Annotated in this window: 13 protein-coding genes; 2 read left to right on the top strand and 11 right to left on the bottom strand. The window is 71.6% G+C overall.

Features of this window, described 5'->3' with window-relative positions:
- Positions 1 to 68: 68 nt before the first annotated feature.
- Both ACH4YP_RS41470 and ACH4YP_RS41465 read right to left on the bottom strand, forming a co-directional pair.
- Positions 69 to 959 (bottom strand): glycosyltransferase, encoded by an 891-nt coding sequence (locus tag ACH4YP_RS41470; protein WP_361050349.1) that lies wholly within the window; start codon positions 957 to 959, stop codon positions 69 to 71.
- Positions 960 to 1,047: 88 nt separating this feature from the next.
- Positions 1,048 to 1,191: a hypothetical protein gene (locus ACH4YP_RS41465; RefSeq protein ID WP_361050177.1), complete on the bottom strand. Its 144-nt coding sequence runs from the start codon at positions 1,189 to 1,191 to the stop codon at positions 1,048 to 1,050.
- A gap of 197 nt (positions 1,192 to 1,388) precedes the next feature.
- On the opposite strand from ACH4YP_RS41465, the gene ACH4YP_RS41460 reads away from it, so the two are divergent.
- Together ACH4YP_RS41460 and ACH4YP_RS41455 are read left to right on the top strand one after the other, a co-directional pair.
- Positions 1,389 to 2,336 (top strand): M56 family metallopeptidase, encoded by a 948-nt coding sequence (locus tag ACH4YP_RS41460; protein ID WP_361050180.1) that lies wholly within the window; start codon positions 1,389 to 1,391, stop codon positions 2,334 to 2,336.
- A gap of 209 nt (positions 2,337 to 2,545) precedes the next feature.
- Positions 2,546 to 5,356: a hypothetical protein gene (locus ACH4YP_RS41455; RefSeq protein WP_398496327.1), complete on the top strand. Its 2,811-nt coding sequence runs from the start codon at positions 2,546 to 2,548 to the stop codon at positions 5,354 to 5,356.
- Positions 5,357 to 5,426: 70 nt separating this feature from the next.
- Here ACH4YP_RS41455 and ACH4YP_RS41450 read toward each other — a convergent pair whose 3' ends face one another.
- The 9 genes from ACH4YP_RS41450 to ACH4YP_RS41410 form a co-directional block, all read right to left on the bottom strand.
- A complete protein-coding gene (locus tag ACH4YP_RS41450; RefSeq protein WP_398496325.1) occupies positions 5,427 to 7,379 on the bottom strand; it encodes an amino acid adenylation domain-containing protein in 1,953 nt (650 codons plus the stop codon).
- Positions 7,380 to 7,429: 50 nt separating this feature from the next.
- On the bottom strand, positions 7,430 to 8,221 hold the full coding sequence (locus ACH4YP_RS41445; protein WP_361050189.1) for an alpha/beta fold hydrolase: 792 nt from the start codon (positions 8,219 to 8,221) through the stop codon (positions 7,430 to 7,432).
- Positions 8,222 to 8,267: 46 nt separating this feature from the next.
- Positions 8,268 to 9,572, bottom strand: a complete 1,305-nt coding sequence (locus tag ACH4YP_RS41440; protein ID WP_361050192.1) for a M18 family aminopeptidase — start codon at positions 9,570 to 9,572, stop codon at positions 8,268 to 8,270.
- Complete coding sequence (locus ACH4YP_RS41435; RefSeq protein ID WP_398496323.1) at positions 9,569 to 15,187, bottom strand: MupA/Atu3671 family FMN-dependent luciferase-like monooxygenase; 5,619 nt, start codon at positions 15,185 to 15,187, stop codon at positions 9,569 to 9,571. Before ACH4YP_RS41435 ends, ACH4YP_RS41440 begins: the two co-directional genes overlap by 4 nt.
- Positions 15,188 to 15,384: 197 nt before the next feature.
- A complete protein-coding gene (locus ACH4YP_RS41430; protein WP_398496321.1) occupies positions 15,385 to 18,951 on the bottom strand; it encodes a type I polyketide synthase in 3,567 nt (1,188 codons plus the stop codon).
- Complete coding sequence (locus ACH4YP_RS41425) at positions 18,896 to 20,320, bottom strand: MFS transporter (protein WP_398496319.1); 1,425 nt, start codon at positions 20,318 to 20,320, stop codon at positions 18,896 to 18,898. Before ACH4YP_RS41425 ends, ACH4YP_RS41430 begins: the two co-directional genes overlap by 56 nt.
- 276 nt (positions 20,321 to 20,596) lie before the next feature.
- Complete coding sequence (locus tag ACH4YP_RS41420) at positions 20,597 to 21,364, bottom strand: restriction endonuclease (RefSeq protein ID WP_398496317.1); 768 nt, start codon at positions 21,362 to 21,364, stop codon at positions 20,597 to 20,599.
- A gap of 580 nt (positions 21,365 to 21,944) precedes the next feature.
- Positions 21,945 to 22,190, bottom strand: coding sequence for a hypothetical protein (locus ACH4YP_RS41415; protein ID WP_361050207.1), 246 nt, complete (start codon positions 22,188 to 22,190; stop codon positions 21,945 to 21,947).
- Positions 22,187 to 24,073: an N-6 DNA methylase gene (locus ACH4YP_RS41410; RefSeq protein ID WP_398496315.1), complete on the bottom strand. Its 1,887-nt coding sequence runs from the start codon at positions 24,071 to 24,073 to the stop codon at positions 22,187 to 22,189. The genes ACH4YP_RS41415 and ACH4YP_RS41410 overlap by 4 nt, the downstream gene beginning before the upstream one ends.
- Between the last annotated feature and the right edge of the window lie 82 nt (positions 24,074 to 24,155).

Genomic DNA, 24,155 nt, shown 5'->3' with positions numbered 1-24,155 from the left:
AGTGTCGCCGTAGCGACCGGGTCCGAGAACCGTGAGCGGGACCACCCGCCCGATCAGGACGGGCCCGCTCAGACGACCGGCGGCCGCCCCAGGCGCGTGAGCCGCCACACGGTCCCCCAGCGCATCGGCCGCCGTTCCCCCGCCGATACCCGGAGCCCCTCCACGAAGCCGCCGAACCATGCCCGCAGTCCGCCGACAGAGCGGGTCCGCAGGAGAGTCAGCGCGATCCAGACCGCCAGGTGGACGGGGATGAGCGGGAGCGGCAGCCGGCGCCGGACCAGCCAGACGCGGTTGCGGGCGGTGACGCGGTGGTAGATGGCGTGCCGTGCGGGCGAGGTCTTGGGGTGCTGGAGCAGCAGCTCGGGCTCGTACCGGATGGTCCACCCGGCGTCGGCGGCCCGCCACGCCAGGTCGGTCTCCTCGTGCGCGAAGAAGAACTCGGCCGGCCAGTCCCCGGTCTGCGCGAGCATCTCCATCGAGAGGGCGTGTCCGCCGCCGAGGAAACCGGTGACCTCCCCGCCCCGCATCGGGTCCTTGGCGCCGAGCCGCGGTACGTGCCGCCGCTGGGTCTCGCCGTGCTCGTCGGCGATACGGAATCCGACGATGCCGAGGCGCGGATCGGCCGCGTACAAGTCCCGTACGCGCCGCAGGACATCCGGGTCGACGAGGAGTCCGTCGTCGTCCAGGTCGACGACGACGTCCACGTCCCCGAACTCCCGCAGCCTGCGCAGCGCGACGTTCCGGCCGCCCGGGCAGCCGAGGTTCTCGTCGACCTCGATGGCGGTGACCTCGCCGGGCAGCCCCAGCCGGTCTGCGAACTCGGGGAGCGGACAGCCGTTCCCGACGATCACGACCCGGGTGGGCGCGACGTCCTGCTTGGCCACCGACGCGAGCAGCGCGTCGACCTCCTGGGGCCGTGTGCCCATCGTCACCACGGCCACCGCGATCCGCGGCTCCATCGGCACGGCGCCCACCCCCACCACTCGACTTCGTTCGACGACCCTTCGACAACAAGGGGCGATGCTAGCCGTTCACGGTAAGGACTCTTCAAATACGCCGATTCTCCCTGCGTCGTACGAACTTCGGCCCGGACCGGTCGTCCCCGAGCGCGGCGACCTTCACGTCCACGACACCCAGCGGCAGGAACGGCTCCCGCAGCCCGTTCTCGGCGACCTCGCAGCCACTGTCCATACGCCCATGGTTACTCGCGGTTCGCAGTCGTGCCGCTCATTGCCGTCATGACCCCGGTGGCAGGTAGCGTGTCCACCGCCGCTTCCCGAAGGAGCCCGTGACATGACCGTCCGCCCCGCACGGCTCGCCGCCGTTCCCGCGACCACGGGCGGCACGTTCACCACGGCACCGCCGGCGGACGAGAGGGACCTCGCGACATGACCGTATCGATCTCCCTCCTGCTGATGGCGGTCGTCGCCCTGGCGGTCGCGGTCGCGGCGCCCCGTGTCCTGACCCGCGCGCTCTGGCCCGACCGGGAGCCCGTGCTCGCGCTGTGGGTGTGGCAGTGCCTGGTCGCCACCCTGCTGCTGTGCTGCCTGGCGTCGCTCGTGCTGAGTGCCTCGGCGGTCTTCCACACCGTCCGCGTCCATGCCTTCGCGCCCGCGCCGCCCGCGGTCACCGCGGCGTACGACCTGGCCGCCGCCCCGCCGTGGACCACCGCGCTGACGCTGCTGCTGGCCGGCGGTGCCGCCTGGACCACGGCCATGCTGGCGCGGGAGGTGACGGAGGCCCGTAGGCGAGGCCGGCTGCGCCGCGAGCACCTGCGCGAGCGCGCCCCCGAGCTGCCGGCCGGGCTCCGCGACTCCCGCGGCCCGCTGCTCGTGCTGGAGGACGAGTACCCGGACGCCTGGTGGATGCCGGGCAGCCCGCCCCAGCTCGTCGTCACCACGGGCGCGCTGCAGCGCCTCACCGACCACCAGCTGGACGCCATCCAGGCCCACGAACTGGGTCACGCCCGGGCCCGCCACGACTGGCTCCTGCACCTCTCGCAGGCCCTGGCCTCCGGCTTCCCGGGCATCCCGCTCTTCACCCACTTCCGCGACCAGACCCACCGCCTGGTCGAGCTCTCCGCCGACGACACGGCCTCCCGGAGCTGCGGTCACCTCACCACGGCCCTCGCGCTGATCGAGCTGAACCAGCACCGGGGCGTCCTGTCCTGCGCCACTCCCCGCCCCCTGCTCCACCAGCGGGTGGAGCGCCTCCTGGACCCGCCGCCCCGTCTGACGCGCACCCACCGCCGCGGTACGACGACGGCCGCCGCCCTGGCCCCGCTCATCCCGCTGCTCATCGCCTTCGGCCCGGCCCTGGCGACGCTCGGCTCCTAGGGTCCAGGGCCTGCCCGACGGCCCCGCGCCGGGTCAACTCCTCTTCTCCAGGCTCCACTTGAGGCACCCGCCTGCCTCGACCGGAGGTCGACTCCGAGCAACCCCGTGGCCTCGAATCTCATCCTCTTCTCAGGGACGAGAGAGATGCCCGGGACACGTGGGGCAACTGAGGTGCCCGGGTGCAGGAGCCAAGCAGGAGGAGAAGGACGTTGATCCATGCCCGGCGCACATTGGTCGCCGCTGCGGCGTTGCTGGCGGTGGTGGTGGGGTCGCAAGGAGTGGCGCAGGCCCGGCCCGCCGCCGAGCCCGCACCGCCCGCGGCATCGGCCGACCCCGACGGCAGACTGCCGACGGGCTGGCAGATCACCGAAGCGAGATCGGGTGAGCAGCTGACCTGGCGCTCGACCACACGGGTGCCCATGGGAGACGCCGCCGTCGAGTTCTACTCCGGCGACCGGTTCCTGGGCCGGCCCCTCGCCGCCAAGGACGGGCACACGTTCGACCTTGCCCTCCAGGGCGTGCGGCTCGGACCGGCGAAGGACCTGCAGGTACGGGCCGCCGGCCGCCGCCTCGACGAGGCCGGTATGAAGGCCGACTCACGGCGACGTGCCTCCAAGGCCCCGGTGAAGCCGTCGGCCCTGCTGCCGGCCAACCCCGTGGACCCCGGTGTCCCCGGCCCGTACCGCACGGTCAGCGGCGAGTACGAGCTGAAGTCCGTGAAGCTGCCCGACTTCCCTGAGCCGGTGGAGATGCGCGCGGCCGTGGTCGCGCCGGCCGGGGCCCAGGGCAGCCGCCCGCTCGCCCTCTTCCTGCACGGCCGCCACCCCACCTGCTACACCGGGGGCCCGGAGGGCGAGTTCGTCGGTGGCTGGCCCTGCCCCACCGACTCGAAGCCGGTACCGAGCCACCGCGGCTATCTGCACGACCAGAAACTGCTGGCGTCCCAGGGCTATGTGACGGTGTCCATATCCGCCAACGGCATCAACGGACAGGACCACCTGGCGGAGGACGGCGGAGCACAGGCCCGCTCCTCCCTCGTACGGCAGCACCTCGCCCACTGGGCCAACTGGTCGGGCGCCGGACGGACTTCGGCACCGGCGATCGTACGGAAGGCTGCACGGGCCGACCTGTCGCGCGTACTCCTGGTCGGTCACTCACGGGGCGGCGAGGGCGTGAACCGGGCGGCGATGGACAGCCTCTCCAAGCCTCCCGCCGACCGGGACGGCTACCAGGGCCCGGTGCGCTGGAAGATACGGGGGACCGTCCTCATCGGCCCCACCATCTTCGGGCAGAACCCCACTCCCGACGTGCCGTCGATGACGATCCTGCCCGGCTGCGACGGCGATGTGGGCGATCTGCAGGGTGAGATCTTCGTGGACGGGACACGCGGCGTCAGCCGTGGTGCCGCCCTGCACAGCGCGGTCTACATGGTCGGCGCCAACCACAACTACTTCAACACCGAGTGGACGCCGGGACAGGCCGAGGCGCCCGCCGACGACGACTTCTGGAACGACGAGGAGTCGCCGGACCCGGTGTGCACACCGGGCACCGCGACGCGCTTGACCGCCGAGCAGCAGCAGGCCGCCGGCTCCACGTACATAGCCGCCGCTGCCCGGGTGTTCGTCGCAGGCGACGACCGGGTCCGGCCCCTGCTGGACGGCTCCGGCGTGAGCGCGGAGTCCGCGGGTCCCGCCCGCGTCCTCACCCACGCCGTCGGCGCCCGTCGCGCCGGCGCGTTCCTGCCGGACCCCTCGATGAAGGTGGACGGCGGCCGGCTGTGCGAGCAGGTCGACCCCGACCCGGCGACGGCCTGCCTGAACACTGACGAGTCCGGCGCGTCACCGCACTTCGCCGGCTGGGAGACGGAACGGGAAGCGGGCCGCAACGCCGTGGCGCTCGACTGGTCGACGCCCGGTTCCGCGGTACGGGTGCAGCCCGAGCGACCGGTCTCCGTGACCGGAGCCGAGTCGCTGGCCCTGCGCGTCATCGTGCCGCCGAACACCACCGGCACCCGCATGGACGTGTCCCTCACGGACACCGCGGGCCGACGGGCGAAGCTCGGCGACATCCGCCTCGACGGACTGCCGGGCTCCTGGCGGACGGCCTCGTACTGGGGCCAGGAGGTACGCGTACCGCTGACCGCCGCGACCGCGGCCGGGCTGGACCTCAAGCAGGTGAAGTCCCTGGAACTGACCCCCCGCAGTGGATCGGGGAAGGCGTGGCTGATCGACGCCTGGGGCTGGCGCCCCGGCATGGCGGAGGTACAGCCGGTCTCACTGCCCCGCGTCGACATCGGCAGGCTGACCGCCGACGAGGGCGACTCCGGAGTCAAGACCTACCGCGTGCCGGTACGGCTCTCCGGGCAGGGCAGTGGACAGATCCGGCTCTTCGTCTCGGACTCCAAGACCCGTGAGACCACGTCCAGGGTGGTGACCGTGCGCCCCGGCGGCGAGAACATCGACGTGCCGGTCGACGTGCCCGGCAACACCCGCTACGACTACGGCACGACGTACAACGTGTTCGCGAAGGCCGTCCACGACACGGTGGTCGGCAACCACCTCGGCGGCATGATCGTGAAGGACGACGACCCGCTGCCCACGTTCAGCGCGACGCCGGTCCCGAACCGGGTCACCGAGGGGCAGAGCATGACCTGGCGCATCACCATGTCCGCGGTCGCCGACACGGAGATCTGGTTCGACGCCGAGTTCGCACCGGTCGACGGCGCCGAACTGTCCACCACCGACGTCGATCCGACCTGGCTCGGCGAAGTCACCGATGAGTCACCGCCCCCCGCCCGGCGGTCACCGACCCCCGACCGGCCGCTGTCCCAGCTGGAAGGGCTCCATCTGTCCATCGCCATCGCCCCGGGCGAGCTGAGCACCGACGTGACCGTCCCCACCGTCGTGGACGGGGTGAGCGAGCCGGAGGAGTCGCTGCGGATCCAGCTGTCCCTCTGGACGAGGGAAGGCGAACGCGTGGAGGGGCCCACGCTCGATGGCACGGTGACGGACGCGGCGTAGTGGCTCTGTAGGAACGGGAATCAGCTGCGGGGGCCCGGAAGTTCCGGGCCCCCGCTTCGCGTTCCCGGGTTCAGTCCGTCGGCCCGTGCGCCATGATGCGGCGCAGTTCCTCGCTGAAGTCGGCCACCGTCGGCTCCAGCAGCAGCGCCGCCAGGGGGATGTCCGCCCGCAGCCGTTCCCGGAGGGTCTCGACGACGCGCAGCACCTTGAAGGAGTCGCCGCCCAGGTCGAAGAAGTCGTCGTCCCGGCCGACGGCGGAGACCTGGAGCACCTCGCACCACACCTCGGACACGACGCTCTCCACGTCCAGATCCATGTCCGTATCCGTATCCGTATCCGTATCCGCATCCGCATCCGCATCCGCATCCGCATCCGCATCCGCATCCGCATCCATGTTGCGCGCGGGCACGGATTCGGCGGCTTCGGCCGACCGCTTCGCCGCCCAGGTCTCCAGGAGACGGCGGTCCAGCTTGCCGTTCGGCGTCAGCGGGAGTTCGTCCGTCACCTCGATGGCCGACGGCACCATGTACGGCGGGAGCCAGGTCCGCAGAGCCTCGCGTACGGACGACGGCAGGCTGTCCGGTGCCACGCCGTTCTCGGGCACCACGAACGCGGCGAGCCGCTTCTCGGGACCCGAGCCGTGCGCGACAACAGCCGCCTGCCGGACCCCCGTACAGCGCTTGGCGGTCTCCTCGATCTCACCGGGCTCGATACGGATGCCCCGGATCTTCACCTGCCGGTCGGCCCGGCCCAGGAACTCCAGCGCCCCGTCGGGCCGCGCCCTGACCAGGTCGCCGGAACGGTAGAGACGGCCGTCCGGGCTCACGGCGAGGGAGGTGACGAATCGCTCGGCGGTCAGTTCGGGCCGGTTCAGATAGCCGAGGGCGACGCCCGCGCCGCCGATGTAGAGCTCGCCCGGTTCCCCGTCGGCGACCGGAGTGCCGTTCTCGTCGAGGATCCACAGCTCGGTGTCCTGGATGGCGGGACCGATGAGCACGGTGTCCAGGCCGGGATCGCGCGGGCACACCCAGGCCGTGCTGTAGATCGTGCACTCACTGGGCCCGTAGATGTTGGTGAGCGACGCGGTGGAGCGTGAGTGGAAGCGCCTGACCAGGTCGGCACCGAGTACTTCGCCGCCGGTGAGCACCTGCCGCAGCCCGTCGTACCGCTCGGCGGGATCGCGGGTCAGCAGGAAGAGTTCGAGCTGGGACACGCCGAAGTAGACCGTCGTGATCCCCCGGTCGCGTATCAGCTCCGCGAGGTGGTCCGCGTCGCGATGGCGGCCCGGGGCCGCGATGACGACGGTGGCACCGGCGAGCAACGGCCAGTACAGCTCGCCGAGATGCATGTCGAACGTGCACACCGTGTGGTGCATCATCCGGTCGCGCTCGTCCATGCGGTGCGTGGTCTGCAGGGCCGTGATCCGTGAGACGAGAGCGCGGTGGCTGATCAGCGAGGCCTTGGGGCGGCCGGTGGACCCGGACGTGTAGATGACGGCGACGGGGTCGTCCGCCGAGGCGTCCGCCCGTACCGGCTCGGGCGTCGGCGGGTACGTGGCGCACTGCTCGTCCGTCAGGACGACCAGGTCCGGCAGACCCTGCACGTCCGGCACGTCCGGCAGGCCCGGTACGTCCGAAAAGCGGTCGCGCAGCGCGGAGTTGGTGAGTACGGCCCGGGGCGCGCAGTCCTGGACGGCGCGCAGGATCCGCTGCGGCGGGTCGTCCACGCCGAGTGCCGCGTGGGCGGCGCCCGCGAACATGGCGCCCAGCACGGCCACCACGAACTCGACGGAGCGCTCGTGGTGGATCACGACACGGTCACCGGCCCGTACGCCGTGCGCGCGAAGGGCCGCGGCCGTCCGCAGGACCCGGTCCCTCAACTCGCCCACGGTGAGGACGGTTTCGCCGGAGACGATCGCGGGGAGCCCGGGATCACGCTCCCACCGTTCGAGCAGGAGTACGTCGAGCCGGTGGTCCGCCGCATCGGCTGACGGGCGGTCGGCGGAGGCCTGGACGGTCGTCATGGAGGTCAACCTCGGTTCGGCCGGGCGGGAGGGCTGGGACTGGGACCGGGCTAGGGCTGTTCAGCCGCGAACTGCGCGAACTGGTCGAGATTGCCGACGAGGGCGTCCACCACCAGCGCGGGGCTGTCCGTCAGCAGCATGTGTCCGCCCGGCAGCCAGACATTGCGGGTGTTCTCGCTGAACAGGGCCCAGTCGGCGGTCCGTTCCTCGGGGCACAGCGGGTCCTCGTCCCCGATCACGGTGAGGAGCGGACACCGAAGAAGGGGGTCGGGGCCCGACGAGTAGTCCTCGACGGCACGGATGTCCGCCACGATCGTCGGCAGCACCAGTTCGAGCATCTGCTCGTTGGCGGCGAGCCTTTCGGGGACTCCGCCGAACCCGTCGAGGATCGCCAGTACGTCGTCGGCGTCGTCCGTGTCGCGCAGCAACCGGCGCTCGGGGTCCGGCTTCTCGGTCACCGCCCACTGCGAGACGGCCACCATGCCTGCGACGCGGACGCCGTCGTCCCGCTGCAGTGCGCGCACGGCCTCCAGGCCGACGATCGCGCCGAAGCACACCCCGACGACGACCAGGGGGGCGGTGCCGGGCAGCGCACGGGCCGTGGCCACGACGTCGTCGACCAGACCGGGCAGCTCCGGAACGCTCTCCCGGATGCGCGTCTCCCTGCCCGGCAGCCGGGCCGTGGCCACCAGCCAGTCGGCCGGGGCGTGCTCCGCGAAGCCCTGGCCGCTCGCCGCCCCGGCGCCCGCGTGCGGAACGATCAGCACGCGCAACGAGGCGTCCTGCGGGTCGGCGCCCTTGAGCGCGAAGGTCTTTGCCGACAACGTTCTGTCACTCTCCATGATTGGTCTTCGATACCGGATGCGGGTTTCCGTGCGGGACCCGCTCTCAGCTCGTCGTGACGAATTCGGCGAGCGCCTGCGCCAGATAGCCGGGGTCCCTGGCGCCGACGAGTTCCCGTGCGGAGTGCATGGACAGGCCGGGCACGCCCACGTCGACCGTCGTGACGCCCAGGCGGGCCGCGGTGATCGGCCCGATCGAAGTCCCGCAGGGCATGGCGTTGTTGGACACGAACCGCTGCAGCGGCACCCCGGCCCGCTCGCACGCGGCCGAGAACGCGGCGAGGCCGGTGCCGTCGGTGGCGTACCGCTGGTTGACGTTGACCTTCACCACGGGGCCGCCGTTGGGCAGCGGGTGGTTGTCCGGGTCGTGCCGCTCGCTGTAGTTCGGGTGGACCGCGTGGGACATGTCGGCCGAGACGCAGAGCGCGCCCGCGAGGGCCCGCGACCAGTCCTCGCCGCTGCCGCCGCGGGCGGCCACCGAGCGGTTCAGGAGGCGCTCCAGGAGCGGGCTCTGGGCACCGGTCTCGGAGCCGCTGCCGACCTCTTCGTGGTCGAAGGCGGCGAGCACCGGAACCCGGAACGACTCGGCGTCGGCGTCCTGCGGCCAGGCCTCGGTCGCCGCCGTCAGCGCGGTGACCCCCGCGTGCACGGACACCAGGTTGTCCAGGCGCGACGACACCAGGAACTCGCGCTCCGCGCCCAGGTGTCCGGGTGCCTGGATGTCGTGCAGCATCAGGTCCCAGCCGAGGATCTCGGTGGGTTCCAGATCGGCCTCGTACGCGATCCGGCGCAGCAGCGCGCCCTGTTCGGGTCTGCCGAGGGACCAGATCGGCTGGGTCTGGCGCTGGCGGTCCAGGGCCATGGACTCGTTGACCGAGCGGTCGAGATGGATGGCCAACTGCGGTACGCGGAACAGCGGTTCGTCGACCTTGACGAGGGTGGAGGTGCCGTCGCGCAGCGTCAGACGTCCCGAGATTCCCAGGTCGCGGTCGAGCCAGGTGTTGAGCGGGACGCCTCCGTAGATCTCCACGGCGACCTGGCGCCACCCCGCGGAACCGGTGTCGGGCCTCGGCTTGACCCGCAGGTTGGGCGAGTCGGTGTGCGCGCCGACGATCCGGAAGGGGGTGTGGGCGGGCGCGCCCTCGGGGACGTACCAGGCGATGAGCGCACCGCCGCGGGCGACGAAGCAGCCGCCGCCGCGCCCCGTCCACTCCTCGGTCTCGCTCAGCTCCGTGAAGCCCGCCTTCTCCAGGCGGCGCGCGGCCTGGGACACGGCGTGGTAGGGCGAGGAGCTGCCCTGGAGGAAGGCGAGCAGGTCCTCGGTGTGGCTGGGGTCGGTGGCCAGGGTCATTCGGCGTCCGCCTTCCGGGGCGTCGTGTGCGGGTCGAGCAGTGCGGCGACCGGACGGTCGGGCCGCGCGCACAAGTCTCCGATCACCGAGACGTACTCGGCGAGCAGGTCTTCGGCCGATTCCCGATCCCAAAGATCGGCCGAATACTCCAGGAAGGTCCGGTAGCCGAGGCCCGGATCACGACGCGGCGAGAGACCGAAGACCAGCTCGGCCCGGGCGACCGGCGGGGCCACGTCCTCCACTTCGACGTCGAGGCCGGGGATCTCGATGTCGGAGTCGGCGTAGTTCTGGAAGGCGAGGCCGTTCGGCACCCGGTCGGGGACCTCGGTCGCGCCCGCGTCGCGCATCGCCTGAAGGATGCGGGCGGTGGGCAGCACGTTCGCCATGATCCCGAGGGCGCCCGCGCCGGTACGGGTCACCAGCTCGGCGACGGTCTCGGCCGGGTCGATCCGCACCCTGACCAGGACGGCAGTGGAGACCACCGACACGAGCGACTCGCAGTCCAGGTCCTCGCGGTTGGCGTACGGGACGCTGAGCAGTACGTCCCGCTCCCCGGAGAGCCGGGCGAGGTGGATGCCGAGCGCGGCGGCGGCGACCGCGAACGGCGTCACGTGCCGCTCGGCCGCCAACTCCTCCATCGCCGTACGGAGTTCACCGGAGGCGGACCCGCGTACGGTGCCGCCGTCGCCGCTCAGCCGCTCGGGCCTGGGGCGGTCGGTCGGAGTGTCGAGCCGGCACGGCACCCCTTCCAGATAGGCGGCGCAGTGCGCGGCCCGCCGTTCCTCGTCCGACAGGGCCTTCGTCTCCAGCTGACGGCGGGCGAAGTGCGTCGCCTGGACCGGGGGCGCGTCGAGTGTGTGCGCGGTACCGGCCGCTGCCGCCGTGTAGAGCGCGGCCAGCTCCGCCATGAGCACGGAGTGGGCCCAGCCGTCGGCGCAGATGTGGTGCATGACGAACATCAGCACCCACTCGTCGCGCTCGACCCGCAGCAGCCTCAGCCGGGGCAGGGTCGGACGGGTGAGGTCGACGGGCGCCGCGGCCATCGCACGGCACACCTTGTCGACGCGGGCGGCACGCTTCTCCGGTTCGAGGCGGGTGAGATCGTCGATCCGCAACCGCAGCGGCGGCGCGGCGACCACTTCCTGCCACCAGACTCCTTCGCCGTTCCCGCCCCCGCCTTCGCCCCCTTCCTCCCGCACGAAGCGGGTACGCAACGAGTGGTGGCGCTCGATCAGTTCGGCGAGGGCCGCGCGCAGGGTGTCCGGGTCCAGGGCGCCTCGGAAGCGGATCCGCGTCGGCACGTTCCAGACCTGGGCCTGGGGAACGGCGTAGTGACCCGCGATCATCCGGTTCTGCTGGTCGCTGGCGGGGGCGCGGTCCACGACCTCGGGGTCGAGGGAGGGGGCCGGGGCGGCCTGGACCACTTCAGCTCCGGCTTCGGTCACGGAGGCGTCGGCGGGCTCATGTGGGTCCCCACCGAGTCGACGTGCCATCGCGCCCAAGGTCGCGTCCGCGAAGAAGTCCGCGAGGCCGATGTCCACGTGCAGCGCGTCACGCACGCGGTTGACGAGCCTGATCGCCGCGATCGAATTGCCGCTGAGATCAAAGAAGTTGGCGTCGTCGGCCACATGGTCGACGTCGAGGACCGACTTCCAGACGGTACGGAGCGTCTCCAGGACGGAGGGGGCCGATGGGACGGACACGGTCGCGGCCGGGACCGAGTTCGGAACCGAGACCGGGACCGGGGCGGCGGTGTCCCGCACCAGCTCCGCGCCGCCCGACACCATGGCGCCCAGGATCCGGTCGAGGTCGCCCAGACAGTCCCGTACCGTCGCCGCGTCGAAGAGATCGGCGTCGTAGCGGATGCGCAGCCGGAGCCCCGAACCCGTGCGGACGGCCATCAACCCCATCTCCAGCGGCGCCGATTCGGAACCGCCGTCGATCGCCTCGGCGTACAGCCCCGGCAGCCGGATCCCGGCGAGCGGGGCGGTGTCCAGGTCCGCCGAGACGGTGATCAGCGGGCGCGGGTTGCCGGGGTCGGGGTTGACGGCGGCGAGGAGCGCGTCCAGGTCGACGTGTTGATGCGCGTCCGCCGCGAACAGGGCGTCCCTGGTGGCCCGTACGGCGTCGGTCAGCGGTGTCGACTCCGTCAGCGTGGCCCGCAGCGGAAGGAGCGCGACATGGAATCCCACCGTGCCGGCGGTCTCCGGGGTGCGCCGCCCGAAGGTCGAGCCCACGACGAACTCGTCCTGGCCCGAGCGCTCGCGCAGCACCAGCTGCCAGGCGGTGAGCAGCGTGGCGAAGAGCGTGACGCCCTGTCGGCCGCTCCACTCCTGCAGTGCCGCAGTGCGGACGCCGTCGAGCCGGATCCCGGCGGCGGCCCCGCTGCCTGCCACCCGTCGGCCGCGCGGACGCCGGGTGGGCAGGGCGGGTACCGGTGGCAGCGGGTCGAGGTACCGCCGCCACCACTCCAAGTCCGCTGGATCCCGGTCGGGTTCGGCGGCGCCGGCCGTGCTGCCCGCGGGCGCCGCGAACCGCGCGGGGCGCCCCTCGACCACGGCCTTGTAGAGCTCCTCCAGGTCAGCCGCGAGGATGCCGGCCGAGTGGGCGTCGGTGATGATGTGGTGCAGCCCGAGTACGAGCACGTGGTCGTCGTCTGCGAGCGTCAGGAGCCGTGGGGTGAACAGCGGCCCCTCGGCGAGGTCGTACGGCCGCGAGCTCTCTTCCCGCAGCACCGCAGCGACGGCCGCGTGGGGTTCGTCGGGCCCCGGTGCCTGTGAATCGGTCAACTGCCCTCGGACGTCGGTCACTCGGAGCGGGACGCGCATGGCGTGCCGTACGACCTGCAGTACCGTCTCGTCGCCACCGCCCGGGCGGAACACGGTCCGCAGGCCCGCGTGCCGCTCGACCAGCCCGTCGACCGCGGCGGCCAGCGCCTCCGCGTCCAGCGGGCCGCGCAGCCGTACCGCCTGGATCTCGTTGTACGCGGCCGGGTCGCCGATCAGCTGGGAGGCGAGCCAGACTCGGCGCTGGGCGTCGGTGGCGGGCGCGGAGACGTCGGAGTCGGGAGGGGCGCCCACGGGGCTTGCGTTCTGGTGGCGCTCGCGCAGCGCGTCGAGGTGTTCGAGCCCGGAGCGCATCAGGTCGGTGGGCATGCCGAAGTCGACGAGCGCGGCGATCTCGTCGACACCCGCCTCGTACAGCGCGTCCACCACGGGCGCGCAGGTCTCCGGCGTGCCGATCAGGGCCCGCTCGTCGCAGTACCCGTCGTACGCCCGGCGGAAGAGGTACTCCAGGTCCTCCTCGCTCGCCGTGGCCAGGTCACGCGGATCGCCGCCCGGCGTGCCCAGCGCGCTCGCCGCGGAGCGCAGCTGCAGCGAGGAGCGCAGATAGCGGGTCATCGGCTCCAGCGCCTGGGCGCGTGCCGTCGCGTGGTCGTCGCCGAGGTAGGTGTGCAGGAGCACGGTCACCCGGCCGGTGTCGGGGTCGAGACCCTGCTGCTCGCGGGCCTTGCGGTAGTGGCCGATGTTCTCGGCGAGTTCGGCGACCGTCTGGTTCATCAGGTTGGTGACGATGCCCAGACCGCGCCGCGCCGCCTCCTCGTACGACTCACGCCGCCCCGAGGTGGCGAGGAACATGGGCGGCATGTCCTGCACCGGGCGCGGGTGGATACGTACCGCGGTCTCCCCGCCGTCCCCGGTCCGCCGCGACAGGGTGCCGCCGCTCCACAGCGTCCGTACGTCGTCGAGGTGGGCGAAGCCGAACTCCTTGCGGCGGGCGAAGCGGTCCGGGTGGAGGGCGAAGTCCCGCGCGTGCCAGCCGGTGGCGCAGCCGATGCCGACCCGGCCGCCGGAGAGGTTGTCGACGACCGACCACTCCTCGGCGATCCGGACGGGGTCGTGCAGCGGCAGTACGACGGAACCGGCGTTCAGCCGGATCCGGGTGGTCTCGCGGGCCAGCGCCGCCGCCAGCACGGACGGGTTGGGGAAGAGGCCGCCGAAGGAGTGGAAGTGCCGCTCCGGCACCCAGAGGGAACTGAAGCCCCGCTCGTCGGCGAAGCGGGCCGTCTCCACGATGTGGTCGTAGGCGTCGGAGGGGCGGGGGGCGTCCGGTCGGCCGCCCGCGGTTCCCTCCTCGCCGGCGGTGGCCTCCGCATCCGGGTAGTCGCCGAAGAAGTAGACGCCGAAATCGGCGGCCGGGCGGGGGCGCGTGGACTTCGACTGCGGCAGGGGCCGGGAGCGAGGGCGGGGGCGGGCCGTGGGGAAGAAGCCGCCCTCGCGCAGGGCTCGCAGGGAGTCCTTCACGGCGTCCGAGACGCGCTCGACGTCCGCGTCGGTGTGTGCGGTGGAAAGGTAGAAACTGCGCCACTCCCAGACGTAGATGCCACGCAACAGCAGGTGCTGGTAGAGCAGTTCCATGTCGGCCCGGTGCGTGAACCGGAACATGGACCCGAAGTGGCTGAGTTCCAGGGGGAATTCCTCGGCCCTGAAGAACTCGTTCAGGCCTTCGGCCAGCATGTCGGTGCGGGCGTTGAGCCGTTCCTGGAGGGCGGGGCCCTCGACGGCGAGCTGGGTGAGTACGGCTTTGGCCGCCGCCATGGACAGCGGGTGCTGCATGTACGTACCGCCGAAGAACGTGGTCTCGGTCTCCGGTCGGCTGTCGTCGCCGTACCGCCAGAAGCCGCCGTCGACTCCGTCCAGGATGTCGGCGCGGCCCGCGATCGCGCCGATCGGGAAGCCGCTGCCGAGCGCCTTGCCGTAGGTGGCGAGGTCCGGGACGACGCCGAAGTGGTGCTGGGCGCCGCGCGGATGGGGGCGCAGCCCGGTGAGCATCTCGTCGAAGAGGAGCACGATGCCGCGGCGCCGCGTGAGGTCACGCAGCTCCCGCAGGAACGCGACCGGGCGCAGGGCGGGGTTGCGGCACTGGACCGGCTCGACGAGGACCGCCGCGATGGTGTCGCCGAGCGCTCCGATGGTGTCGAGGGCTTCCTGGCTGCCGTATTCGAGGACGATCAGCTCGGAGACGGCGCTGTGCGGGATGCCGCGCGAGACGGGCACGGCGTTCGTGCCGTCCGGCCCCGGGCGGCCGAGCACGGAGTCGATGTGGCCGTGGTACGAACCGCGGAACATGACGATGCGGTCGCGGCCGGTGGCGGCGCGGGCCAGCCGAATGGCGGCGGAGTTGGCCTCGGTACCGGAGCCCGCGAACGCCACGCGTTCCATGCCCGTCAAGTCAGCCAGCAGCTGGGCGACTTCACCGGCCTCGACCGGGCGGGGGCCGAATCGTAGGCCCTGAGCAAGGTGCTCCCGCACGGCCTCGGTGACGGCCTCCGGCTCATGGCCGAGCAGCAGGGCGCCGAAGCCCATCGTGATGTCGGTGTACTCGTTGCCGTCCACGTCGGTCAGACGCGCGCCCCGGGCCGAGCGGGCCGCGAGCGGGTACAGCGTCTCCTTCGTGGAACGCCGGAACCCGACGACGGCCCGGCTGTCGGCAAGCACGGCACGCTGCCGCTGGGCCAACTCCTTCGATGTGCCGGTCCGTTCGGCCAGCCTGCGACCTAGCTCGACGGCATGCGCCCGCTGACCGGCATTCGCGTCGGCGCCCGCGCCGACCATGCCTGAGCCTTCGGGGAGGGTTACTCGGGGGCCGTGGAGGGTGGGTTGCGGGGTCCCCGGCACGGAGGTGGGGCTGGGGGTGTGGGTAGGGGCCGAGGCCGGTCCGGGTGGCTGCGCCGCCGAATGTCTCTTGGCCGCGGCGAGTTGTGCCGTGAGCTTCCGGGAGAGTTCCGCGGCCCGGTCCGCCGCCGTCGCACTCATCGGACACGCTCGGCACCGAGCAGGGATATCGCCTCGGAGAGCTGGGTCAGCATGGCCGCCTGCGTCTCGGCCAGCAGATCGATCTGCCGACGAAGCTCGGCGACCTCGGAGCGGAGCGCGTGGTCGGAGCGGAGCGCGTGCTCGGGGCCCGCGGGTGTCGGGCCCGCGGGTGCCGGGGCGGACGCCGCCGCGGGCTCCGCGGAAGACACGGCTGCTGGCGCTGGCGCGGTCACAGGCGCAGGGGCAGTGGCCCAATCCGACGCCGGAGCCGGAGCCGGGGCAGGGGCAGACGCCGGAGCCAAAGCCGGAGCAGACGCTGGCACAGGCACAGGCACAGGCACAGAAGCAGGCGCGGGTTCCGGGCCGATGTCGTCCGGCCCGGTCTCCGACCGCGAAGTCGGTCGCGAAGTCGGTCGCGGCCCCTGCGACCCCGTCCGCGCGGCGATCAGACGGGCCGTGAGCTCAGGAGTGCCCGCCTCCTCAAGGATCTCCCGGACGGACATCCGCACACCGAACTCGCTCTCCAACTGCCGCAGCAACCCGATGAGTTGCAGCGAGTCCGCACCGAGGCCGACGAACGTCTGCCCGGCGCCGAGCTCGTCGGCGCCGTGGCCGAGATGCCGGGCCGTGAGCTCCCGTACCCGTTCGAGTACTGCCCGTTCGAGTGCTGCCTGTTCGGTCATGCCGTCCTCCACTGAACCTTCCTCTGCAGGTAATCGGTCCACTCCCGGACCGGGATGCGGTGGCGGACCGGTCCAGTACGACCGGTGCTGGAACGGGTAGACGGGCAGCGGAATCCGGCGCCCCCCGCAGCCGTCGAGGAGCGCCGCCCAGTCGAGGTCCACCCCGGCACAGTGCAGGCGGGCGACCGCCGTCCACAGCCCGTCGGTGTCCGCGCCGCGGCCCTGCGTAGGCACGCAGAGGGCCTCCGGAACGGCACGGCGGGCCATGCCGGTCAGCGGCGCACCGGGCCCCAGTTCCACCAGGGCGCCCCTGGGCGCGAGCGTGCGCAGCACGGCATGGAAGTCGGCGGTGTGCCGCGCCTGCCGTACGAGATAGTCGGGGTCGGGCAGCCAGCCCACGGGATACGCCGTACCGTCCAGCCCGCTGACGAACTCCACCTGTACAGGCCGGAGTTCGGCCTTGTCGGCGGCGACACGCAGCTCGTCGAGCATCGGGTCGAGCAGTGCCGTGTGGAAGGCACGGTCGACGGGGAGCGGCTCGCCCGCCACGTCGTGCTCGGCCAGCCAGGCCCGGGCCGCCGCGACCGCGGCCGGCGGACCGGCGACGACGTGATGCGCGGGGCCGTTGGACACCGCCAGTTCGAGACGCCCGTACCGCGTCGCGTCGATGTCCCCGAGCAGCCGCCGTACGAGTTCCGGCGGGGCGAACACGGCGAGCATCGCGCCCGGTTCGGTGTCCTGCATGAGTCGGCCCCTGCGGCAGACGAGCCGCATGCCGTCCTCCGGCGACAGGGCTCCCGCGACGCACAGGGCCGCGTACTCGCCCACGCTGTGCCCGGCGACGGCCGACGGTCGCACGCCGAACTCCTGCCAGAGCCGGGCCTGCGCCACCTGCAGCGCGAACAGCGCCGGCTGGGCGAAGGCGGTGTCCCACCGCTCAGGGCCCCCGCCGCCGACGACCCGGTCGAGGAAGCCCGGCTCCCCGGTCTCCTCCTGATGGATGCGGGCGCACCGCTCCAGGACGTCGGCCACCACGGGAAACCGGCCGGCGAGCGCCGCGGCCATCCCGGGCCGACCGCCGCCCTGCCCGCTGAAGACGTACGCGGGTGTGACCGGGGCCGGGGTCTGGGCCGGGGCCGGGATCGGGGTGTCCACGGTTCCGGTGTGGTACGCGGCGGCGGGAGGTGCGGGACGCCCCGGGTCCGCCAGGAAGGCGTCGAGGCCACGGACGAGCCCGCCGACGAGCCCACTGACAAGGTTGTCGACAAGGTTGTCGGCCGGGCCATCGGTGGGCGCCGTGACGACAAGCCGGTGGCGCAGGTGCCGACGCCCGAGCGCGGTCGTCGTGAGGAGGTCGGCCGGGGCCATGTCCGGGCGCCGCACCAGGGCGTCGCGGAAGGAACGGGCGTACTCCTCAAGGGCTTTGGGGCTGTGAGCGGAGAGCGGCAGGAGTACGGGAACCGAGGTATCCACGATCCGACCCGGGCCTGCCGGGGCCTCTTCCGGGATCTCCGGAATCTCCGGAATCACCGGGGCCTCTTCGAGGATCACATGGGCATTGGTGCCTCCCATCCCGATGGAGTGCACGCCCGCCCGCCGGGGCCCGTCGCCCGCCAACGGCCAGGGCATGGCATGTAGCGGGAGCGTGAACGGGCTGTCCTCGACACCGAGTTGAGGGTTGGGCCGGGTCAGGTTCACCAGCGGCGGGACGACACCGTGCCGCAGCACCAGAACGGCCTTGACCAGCCCCGCGAGACCGGCCGCGCTGTCCAGGTGTCCGATGGCGGGCTTGGTGGACCCGAGCGCGCAGAAGCCCTTGCGGTCCGTGTGCCGCCGGAACGCCTCGCTGAGCGCGGCGAATTCGATCGGATCACCCTTGTACGTACCGGTGCCGTGCGCCTCCAGATAGCCGATCGTCTCGGCCCCGACCCCCGCGCGGTCCAACGCCCCGAGCACGGCGTCGCGTTGGCCCGCGACACCCGGAGCGGCGAAACCCGCCTTGCCCGCACCGTCGTTGGTGACGGCGGAGCCCAGGATGACGGCGTGCACGGTGTCACCGTCGGCGAGGGCGTTCGCCAGCGGCTTGAGGAGTACGGCCGCCACTCCGTTGCCGCCGACCGTGCCGTCCGCGGCGGCGTCGAAGGCCCGTACGGCACCGGACTTGGAGATCGTCGAGCCCTTCACATGGCGGTGCCCGGTGACCTGCGGCAGATGGAGGGCGGCCGATCCCACCACCATGAGGTCCGCGTCGCCCGCGAGCAGCGCCTGGCAGGCCAGATGGACCGAGACGAGCCCACTGGAACAGGCGGTCGCGACATTCACCGCCGGACCGTCGAGCCCGAGCCGGAACGCGGCCCGGTTGGCGGTGAAGTCCGGGTAGTTGCCGACCTGGATCTGCTTGACCGTGGTCCAGTCGTCACCGCGGCTCGCCTCACCGAGGTTGGAGGCCAGATAGCTGTGCAGCGAGTAGAGCCGATAGCCGACACTCGCGTAGACCCCGATCCGTACGCCCCCGGACCGGCCGCCGCCACCCCCCTCGCCGCCCCGGTCGCCGGATCCGGCGTAGCCACCGTCCTCCAGCGCGTGGTGAGCGCACTCAAGGAACAGCCGCTGCTGGGGGTCGGTGAGGGTGGCCTCCCGGCCACTCATCCCGAAGAACCCGGCGTCGAAGCCGTCGACACCGTGCAGCAGCGCGCTCGCTCCGGTGAAGTCCGGGTCCCGGTAGAGATCCTCGGGCAGGCCCGCGGCGGCGAACTCGGAGTCGGTGAAGGGGCGTACGTGGGACACACCGGACCGGATGTCCTGCCAGTACTCCTCGGGTGTGTCAGCCCCCGGAAACCTCAGCGCCATCCCGATGACCGCCACGCGCGGGTCCTGCACCGCTCTCCCCCTCCCGCTCGTCACTCCCCGGCTCGTCACTCCTCGGCTCGTGACTCCCTGGTACGTCGCTCTCCGGTACGTCGCTCCCGGGTTCGGCTTCCTGCGCTCGGCGCCCCCGCAGCACCCGGGCCACGTACACCAGGGCGAGGACGATGGCGGCACCGTGCGCGACGCCGACGACCGACAGCGGCGTGAAGACGTCGAGGGCCGCGGCGACCACGATCATGCCGACGCCGAAGCCGAGGTTCTCCACCGTGGCGGAGAGCCCGAAGGCGTGGGTGCGCAGGGGGTTCGGCAGGGTCTGCAGATGCGAGGTGTACGACACCTCGGTCAGCCCGTCGGCCGCACCGGCCAGCAGCGCGACCACCACCGTCGCGGCCCAGGGAAGCCCGGCGAAGGCCAGGATGAAGGTGCCCGACATGGCGATGGTGCCGAGCCCGAAGCCCAGGGCACCGACCGAGCGTCCCGTCCGCTTGGTGTACCGCTGCAGCACCTGCTGGACGAGGACGTTGCCGAGCGCCCAGACACACCAGAAGACGCTGACGAACACGGCCGGGTTGTCGGCGTCGAGTTCGGTGGAGTACACGGGCAGCGCCGCGTTGTGCGAGGAGGACCCGAGCGCGTCGATACCGCGCAGCGCCACCATCAGCCCGAGCACAGGAACCGTACCGAGCGCCACGAGAGCGGCGGGCACCCGCCGCCGACGGCCCTGGCCGTCCATCTCGCTGCCCTTCTCGCTGTCGCTCCCGCCGTCGCTCTCGTCGCCGCCGCGCGCCGGGCTCAGGGGCATCGGGAGGAGCAGGACGGTGAGGGCACAGACCAGGAAGGTGGCCATGTCCACGAGGAAGGCGGCGGTGTAGCCGAGCAGTGACACCACCACGCCCGACGACGCGAACCCGGCGACCATCGCCATGGAACGCCCGCTGACCATCAGCGAGTTGGCCCAGGTGTGGCGCCCCTCGCCGACCATGTCCGGGATGGAACTGCGCAGCGTGACCATGAACAGGGTGCCCGAGGCCCCGACCACCGCGGAGACGGCGAACAGCGTGCCCGTACGGAATCCGTCGGGAGCCAGCACGAGCAGGAGCAGGGCCGCCGCCTGGGCCACGTTGGCCCAGAACATGACGCCCTTCGCGGACCAGCGGGCCAGGACCGCCACGACGGCCAGGCCCGCGACGAACCCCGCGGCGAGTCGTACGGCCATGAACACACCGACGGCCAGCGCCCGGTCCGTGACCGCGTAGACGTACAGGCTGAGCGCCACGACGTTGAGGAAGGTGCCGTACGAGGAGATGGCGTAGCCGGTGACCAGGATCCGGTACCGGCGCTCCTGAAGTGCTGCCCTCCCGGACGTCGTACCGGACGTCACGAACGAACCTGCGCCAGGACGTCCTCGTGTCGTACAGAGTCGGGCATGACGGCATCCTTTGCGAACACATGGGCGAAGGGGCTCCGCGCACCATAGGCAACCGGGCCCACCGCCCGCAGGCAGAAGCCGTAACTCACGATGATTATGCGGCAGTTGCGAAACATGATCACTTCCGTGCCGCACGACAACGGTGTTCTCGGGACGACGGAGAAGCTGGACAACGCGGTGTCTGGACAGCGCGGTGTCAGGACAGCGCGGTGTCAGGACAGCGCGGTGTCAGGACAACGCCGACCGCCTGCCCGGCGAGGGCGGAAGCTGCTGAAGCAGTTCCCAGAGCGGCCGTGAACCCGCCGCCCACTCCCCCAGTGTTCCGCGGTCGACGAGATGCAGCTTCTGGGACTTCGCCAGTGGCTCGCACCCCGCGGTGAAGCGCCCGTTCGTCACGAGAACGACGACGTCCCCGCCGTGCAACTGGCGCCCGGTGCCGTTGAGCACGTGCAGATCCGGGGTGCCCACCGCCGATCCCAGGGCCCCGTCCTGCCGGTGCTTGCACTGGATCACCCAGCGCCTGCCGAGCGGATCGGTCGCCGTCACGTCCGCGCCGTTGTCCCCGGCCCCGCCCACCTGTACGGCATCAGCGCATCCGTCGCGGCGCATCAGATCCCGTACCGCGAACTCGAAGTCCTCGTGGTGAAGCCCGTCGAGCTGGGGCAGCTCGTACCGCAGCCGCCGCACATGCGCCCGCTCCCACCAGGCCCTCGCAGCCCACTGAGCGAGCCAGAGACCACCGGCACCACCCAGAACGGCGGCAAGCAGAGCAATCAGCCACCAATTCCCCAACAGCCACTGCCCCACGGCGACACAGAGCCCGCCGCCCGCCGCAGCCGCGACTCCGAGCACCAACGGCCGGGGCCCTCTGGGCTGGACCGGACTGGAGACCCGCTTCACGGACATCCGCTTCGCGGACTTCGAACTCGACTTCCGCTTCGCAGACTTCGAACTCGACTTCCGCTTCGCGGACTTCGGGGTCAGCACACGTTTCACAGGCTTACGACGAGTCCGCCGCACCGGCGCCCGCCGGCTCACGGCTGCCCCCGGAGGTACGCAGCGTCATTCCTCACGCACGGATCGGTCCAAGGCACCGTATCCCCCTCGGCGCACCCGTCTGCGGCCACGCCGACCGCCCAACAGGCTTTTGCGCAGGCGCCTCTGACACTAAGTCAGTCTCTGCGGCCCGCCACGACCGAGAGCTCGTTCGGGCCACTCCGAACACCCATCGACTCCAGCGGAACGCCACCGACGAGAGCCCACCCAGCACTCCCGCCCCTCACCCCGCAGCCAAGAATTCCGCCCCCGACCGGAGGTACGCCATGTCACCCACCATCCGCCCGCCGCATGCCTCCACGACGCACCGGTTCCCTTGCCGGGCCCTCGCCAGGAGGCGCGGCTCCGGACGGGACCCACCTGGTGATCCGCCCCTCCCCCACAGGGAGACGACCGAACTCGGCCGAGAACCGCCTGAGGAGAATCAGCGGCGCGGTACCGCACGAACCTGCTCGCCTGCTCGCCTGCACGCCGAGGCCCTCGACCACCCGTCGGTCGAGGGCCTCGGCGCATGGCTGCACTACAGTCGCCCCCGCTCCTTCAGGACGGTCAGCCACATGGTCATGGATGCGACGAACGCCCCGCCTCCGGCCTTGGCTGCGCCGGTGGGTTCGTCCCCTCCCCAGCTCATCACCATGCCCGTCGCCAGCGCGACGGCAAGTGAGCAGAAGATGGCCGCCAACAGCCACGCGGACCTGGCCTCGGAGGATTCGGGGGGCTCGGCACCGCCGGCCCCCGAGGAATCCGGGCGCTGTGATGAGCTCAACTGACCTGTTCCTTCCTGGTCTTCTTCGGACGCATTACGGTCACCGCTTCCTGCATGACCTGCTCGGCCCATGCGGCCCGGGAGCGCTCGACGGCTTGGGCGAAGTCGCGGTGCGTGACGATCTGCCGGTCGTAGGCCCTGAGTCGGTCGCCGATGCGACGCTGCTCGTCCCACGGCGGAAGAGGTACAGGGAGCTGCCGGAACGACGCGGTGCTGATCGACCCGATGGCCGTAGTGGCCGTGGAATGGATCCGGATCCATTCCTCGACGGCCGGCAGGGAGAGGAACGCCAGCAGATATTCCGGCAGAACCTCCCGAACCGGGTCGACGAACCGACGAACGCGGAGCAGGTTGCTGCCCAGGATCCAGCCTTCTTGCGGGGCATCCACCAACGCTGAAGGGCCGGTTGTCCCCGTCCGCACGCACAGGATGTCGCCCGCTGCCACCTGGTAGTTCCTCAGCCGCCCCTCAGCGTGCTCACGTGGCACCAGTACCTGATCCGGCAACGCGACGATCCGGCGGTCCCTCAGATGGGTCGGCAGCACCATGGGCACGTCGCCCTCCGCCGACCGAGTGCTTTTGACGAGCGAAGGAGAGGGCCCGGCCTGCACTTCACAGAGTTCGCCCAGCGGCCGTTCCTCCCAGTGGCCGAGCACACTGTCACCGGTCAGTGCGCGAACAAAGTCCGACTCCCTCTGCACCTGCTTCATGCGCACATCTGCACCGATCATGAAGTGCCGTGCACGGCGGACCGCTTCCATACTGTCCGCGAGTTCCCTTTCCAGGTCCTCGGCATGGCGCGTCGCGGCCATCTCTCGCACCACATAGTCGGCCGGGTTGAGTGAATAGCCCCGGTCGCGGATGTCGTCCGGCTCGGCGGCCGTACTGAGACCGTCGACTCCGACGTGCGAGACCGAGCGTTCCCCGTCGGACCGCCAGGCCTCGACGGCTCGCACGATCGCCGCGGTGTTGTCCTCGGTGAGGATCCGCCGGGTGCGCGACTGCATCACCCCCATGTGCCGCGCGTCGACGAACAGGACTTCCTTCCTTCGGCCCGGGGCATACCTCAGGATCCATACGGAGACGGGGATGGCCGTCCCCCGAAACAGTTGCTTGGGAAGCGCGATGACGCACTCCAGAGCTCCCCGCTCCACCAGGCTCTGGCGTATGTACTGCTCCTGCCCGTTGGCGGAGGAGAGAGCGTTGTTCGGCATGAGCACCGCCGCACAGCCGCCGGGATTGAGCTTGCCGAGTGCGTACTGGATCCAGGCGAAGTTGTCGTTTCCCGGGGGAGGCGGGCCGTAAGGCCACTGCTCGGGTTTCCTTCCACGGACCGCGGAGACACTCGCGTTGAACGGAGGATTGAGAAAAATCCGGTCCGCGGTGAGTGAGGGCTGGTCCAGCTCTGTCCACGGTGCGGCACTACCGGTTTCGAGTCGTGCCGGTACTCCTTGCACCATCAAATGCATGCCGGCGAGCCGGAGAGTGTCCTCGTTCGGACCGGCACCGCGCACAGTCGGCAGAGCGACAGAGCTGCCGGCCCGGCGCACCGCTTCGACAGCGGCTGTGAGCAGCTCGCCTCCGCGCAGGTACGGATCGTGGACGGCAATCGGCGCGCTCCCCTCGCACACCAGTAGCTCTGCCATCACCTGCGTCACCGCACGCGGGGTGAAGAACTCACTGCTCGTCAGACCGGCATGCTCCTCATACTGTTCGAGCAGCAACGGGAAGGCTTCGGGGCCGAGATCTCCGGACAGCCGGATGACATGCTGGAGGTCCGCATACGAACCGGGTCGGAGCCGGTCCAGCGAACGCCTGATTCCGGGCAGGATTCCCTCGCCGCGCAGAGCGTCGTCCGTCGCGTCCCCGATGCGTTGGAGCAACCGTTGGGCCTCTTCCCGGCTGCGATGGGGTGGGGCAGCCCGCAGCAGCACCGTCCAGCGGGCCGGCGCGCATGCCCGGACG

The sequence above is a fragment of the Streptomyces sp. NPDC020747 genome (genome assembly GCF_044334695.1).
Classification (GTDB): domain Bacteria; phylum Actinomycetota; class Actinomycetes; order Streptomycetales; family Streptomycetaceae; genus Streptomyces.
The sequence above is the reverse complement of the archived record's forward strand: the minus strand, read 5'-3'. Positions and strand labels throughout refer to the sequence as shown.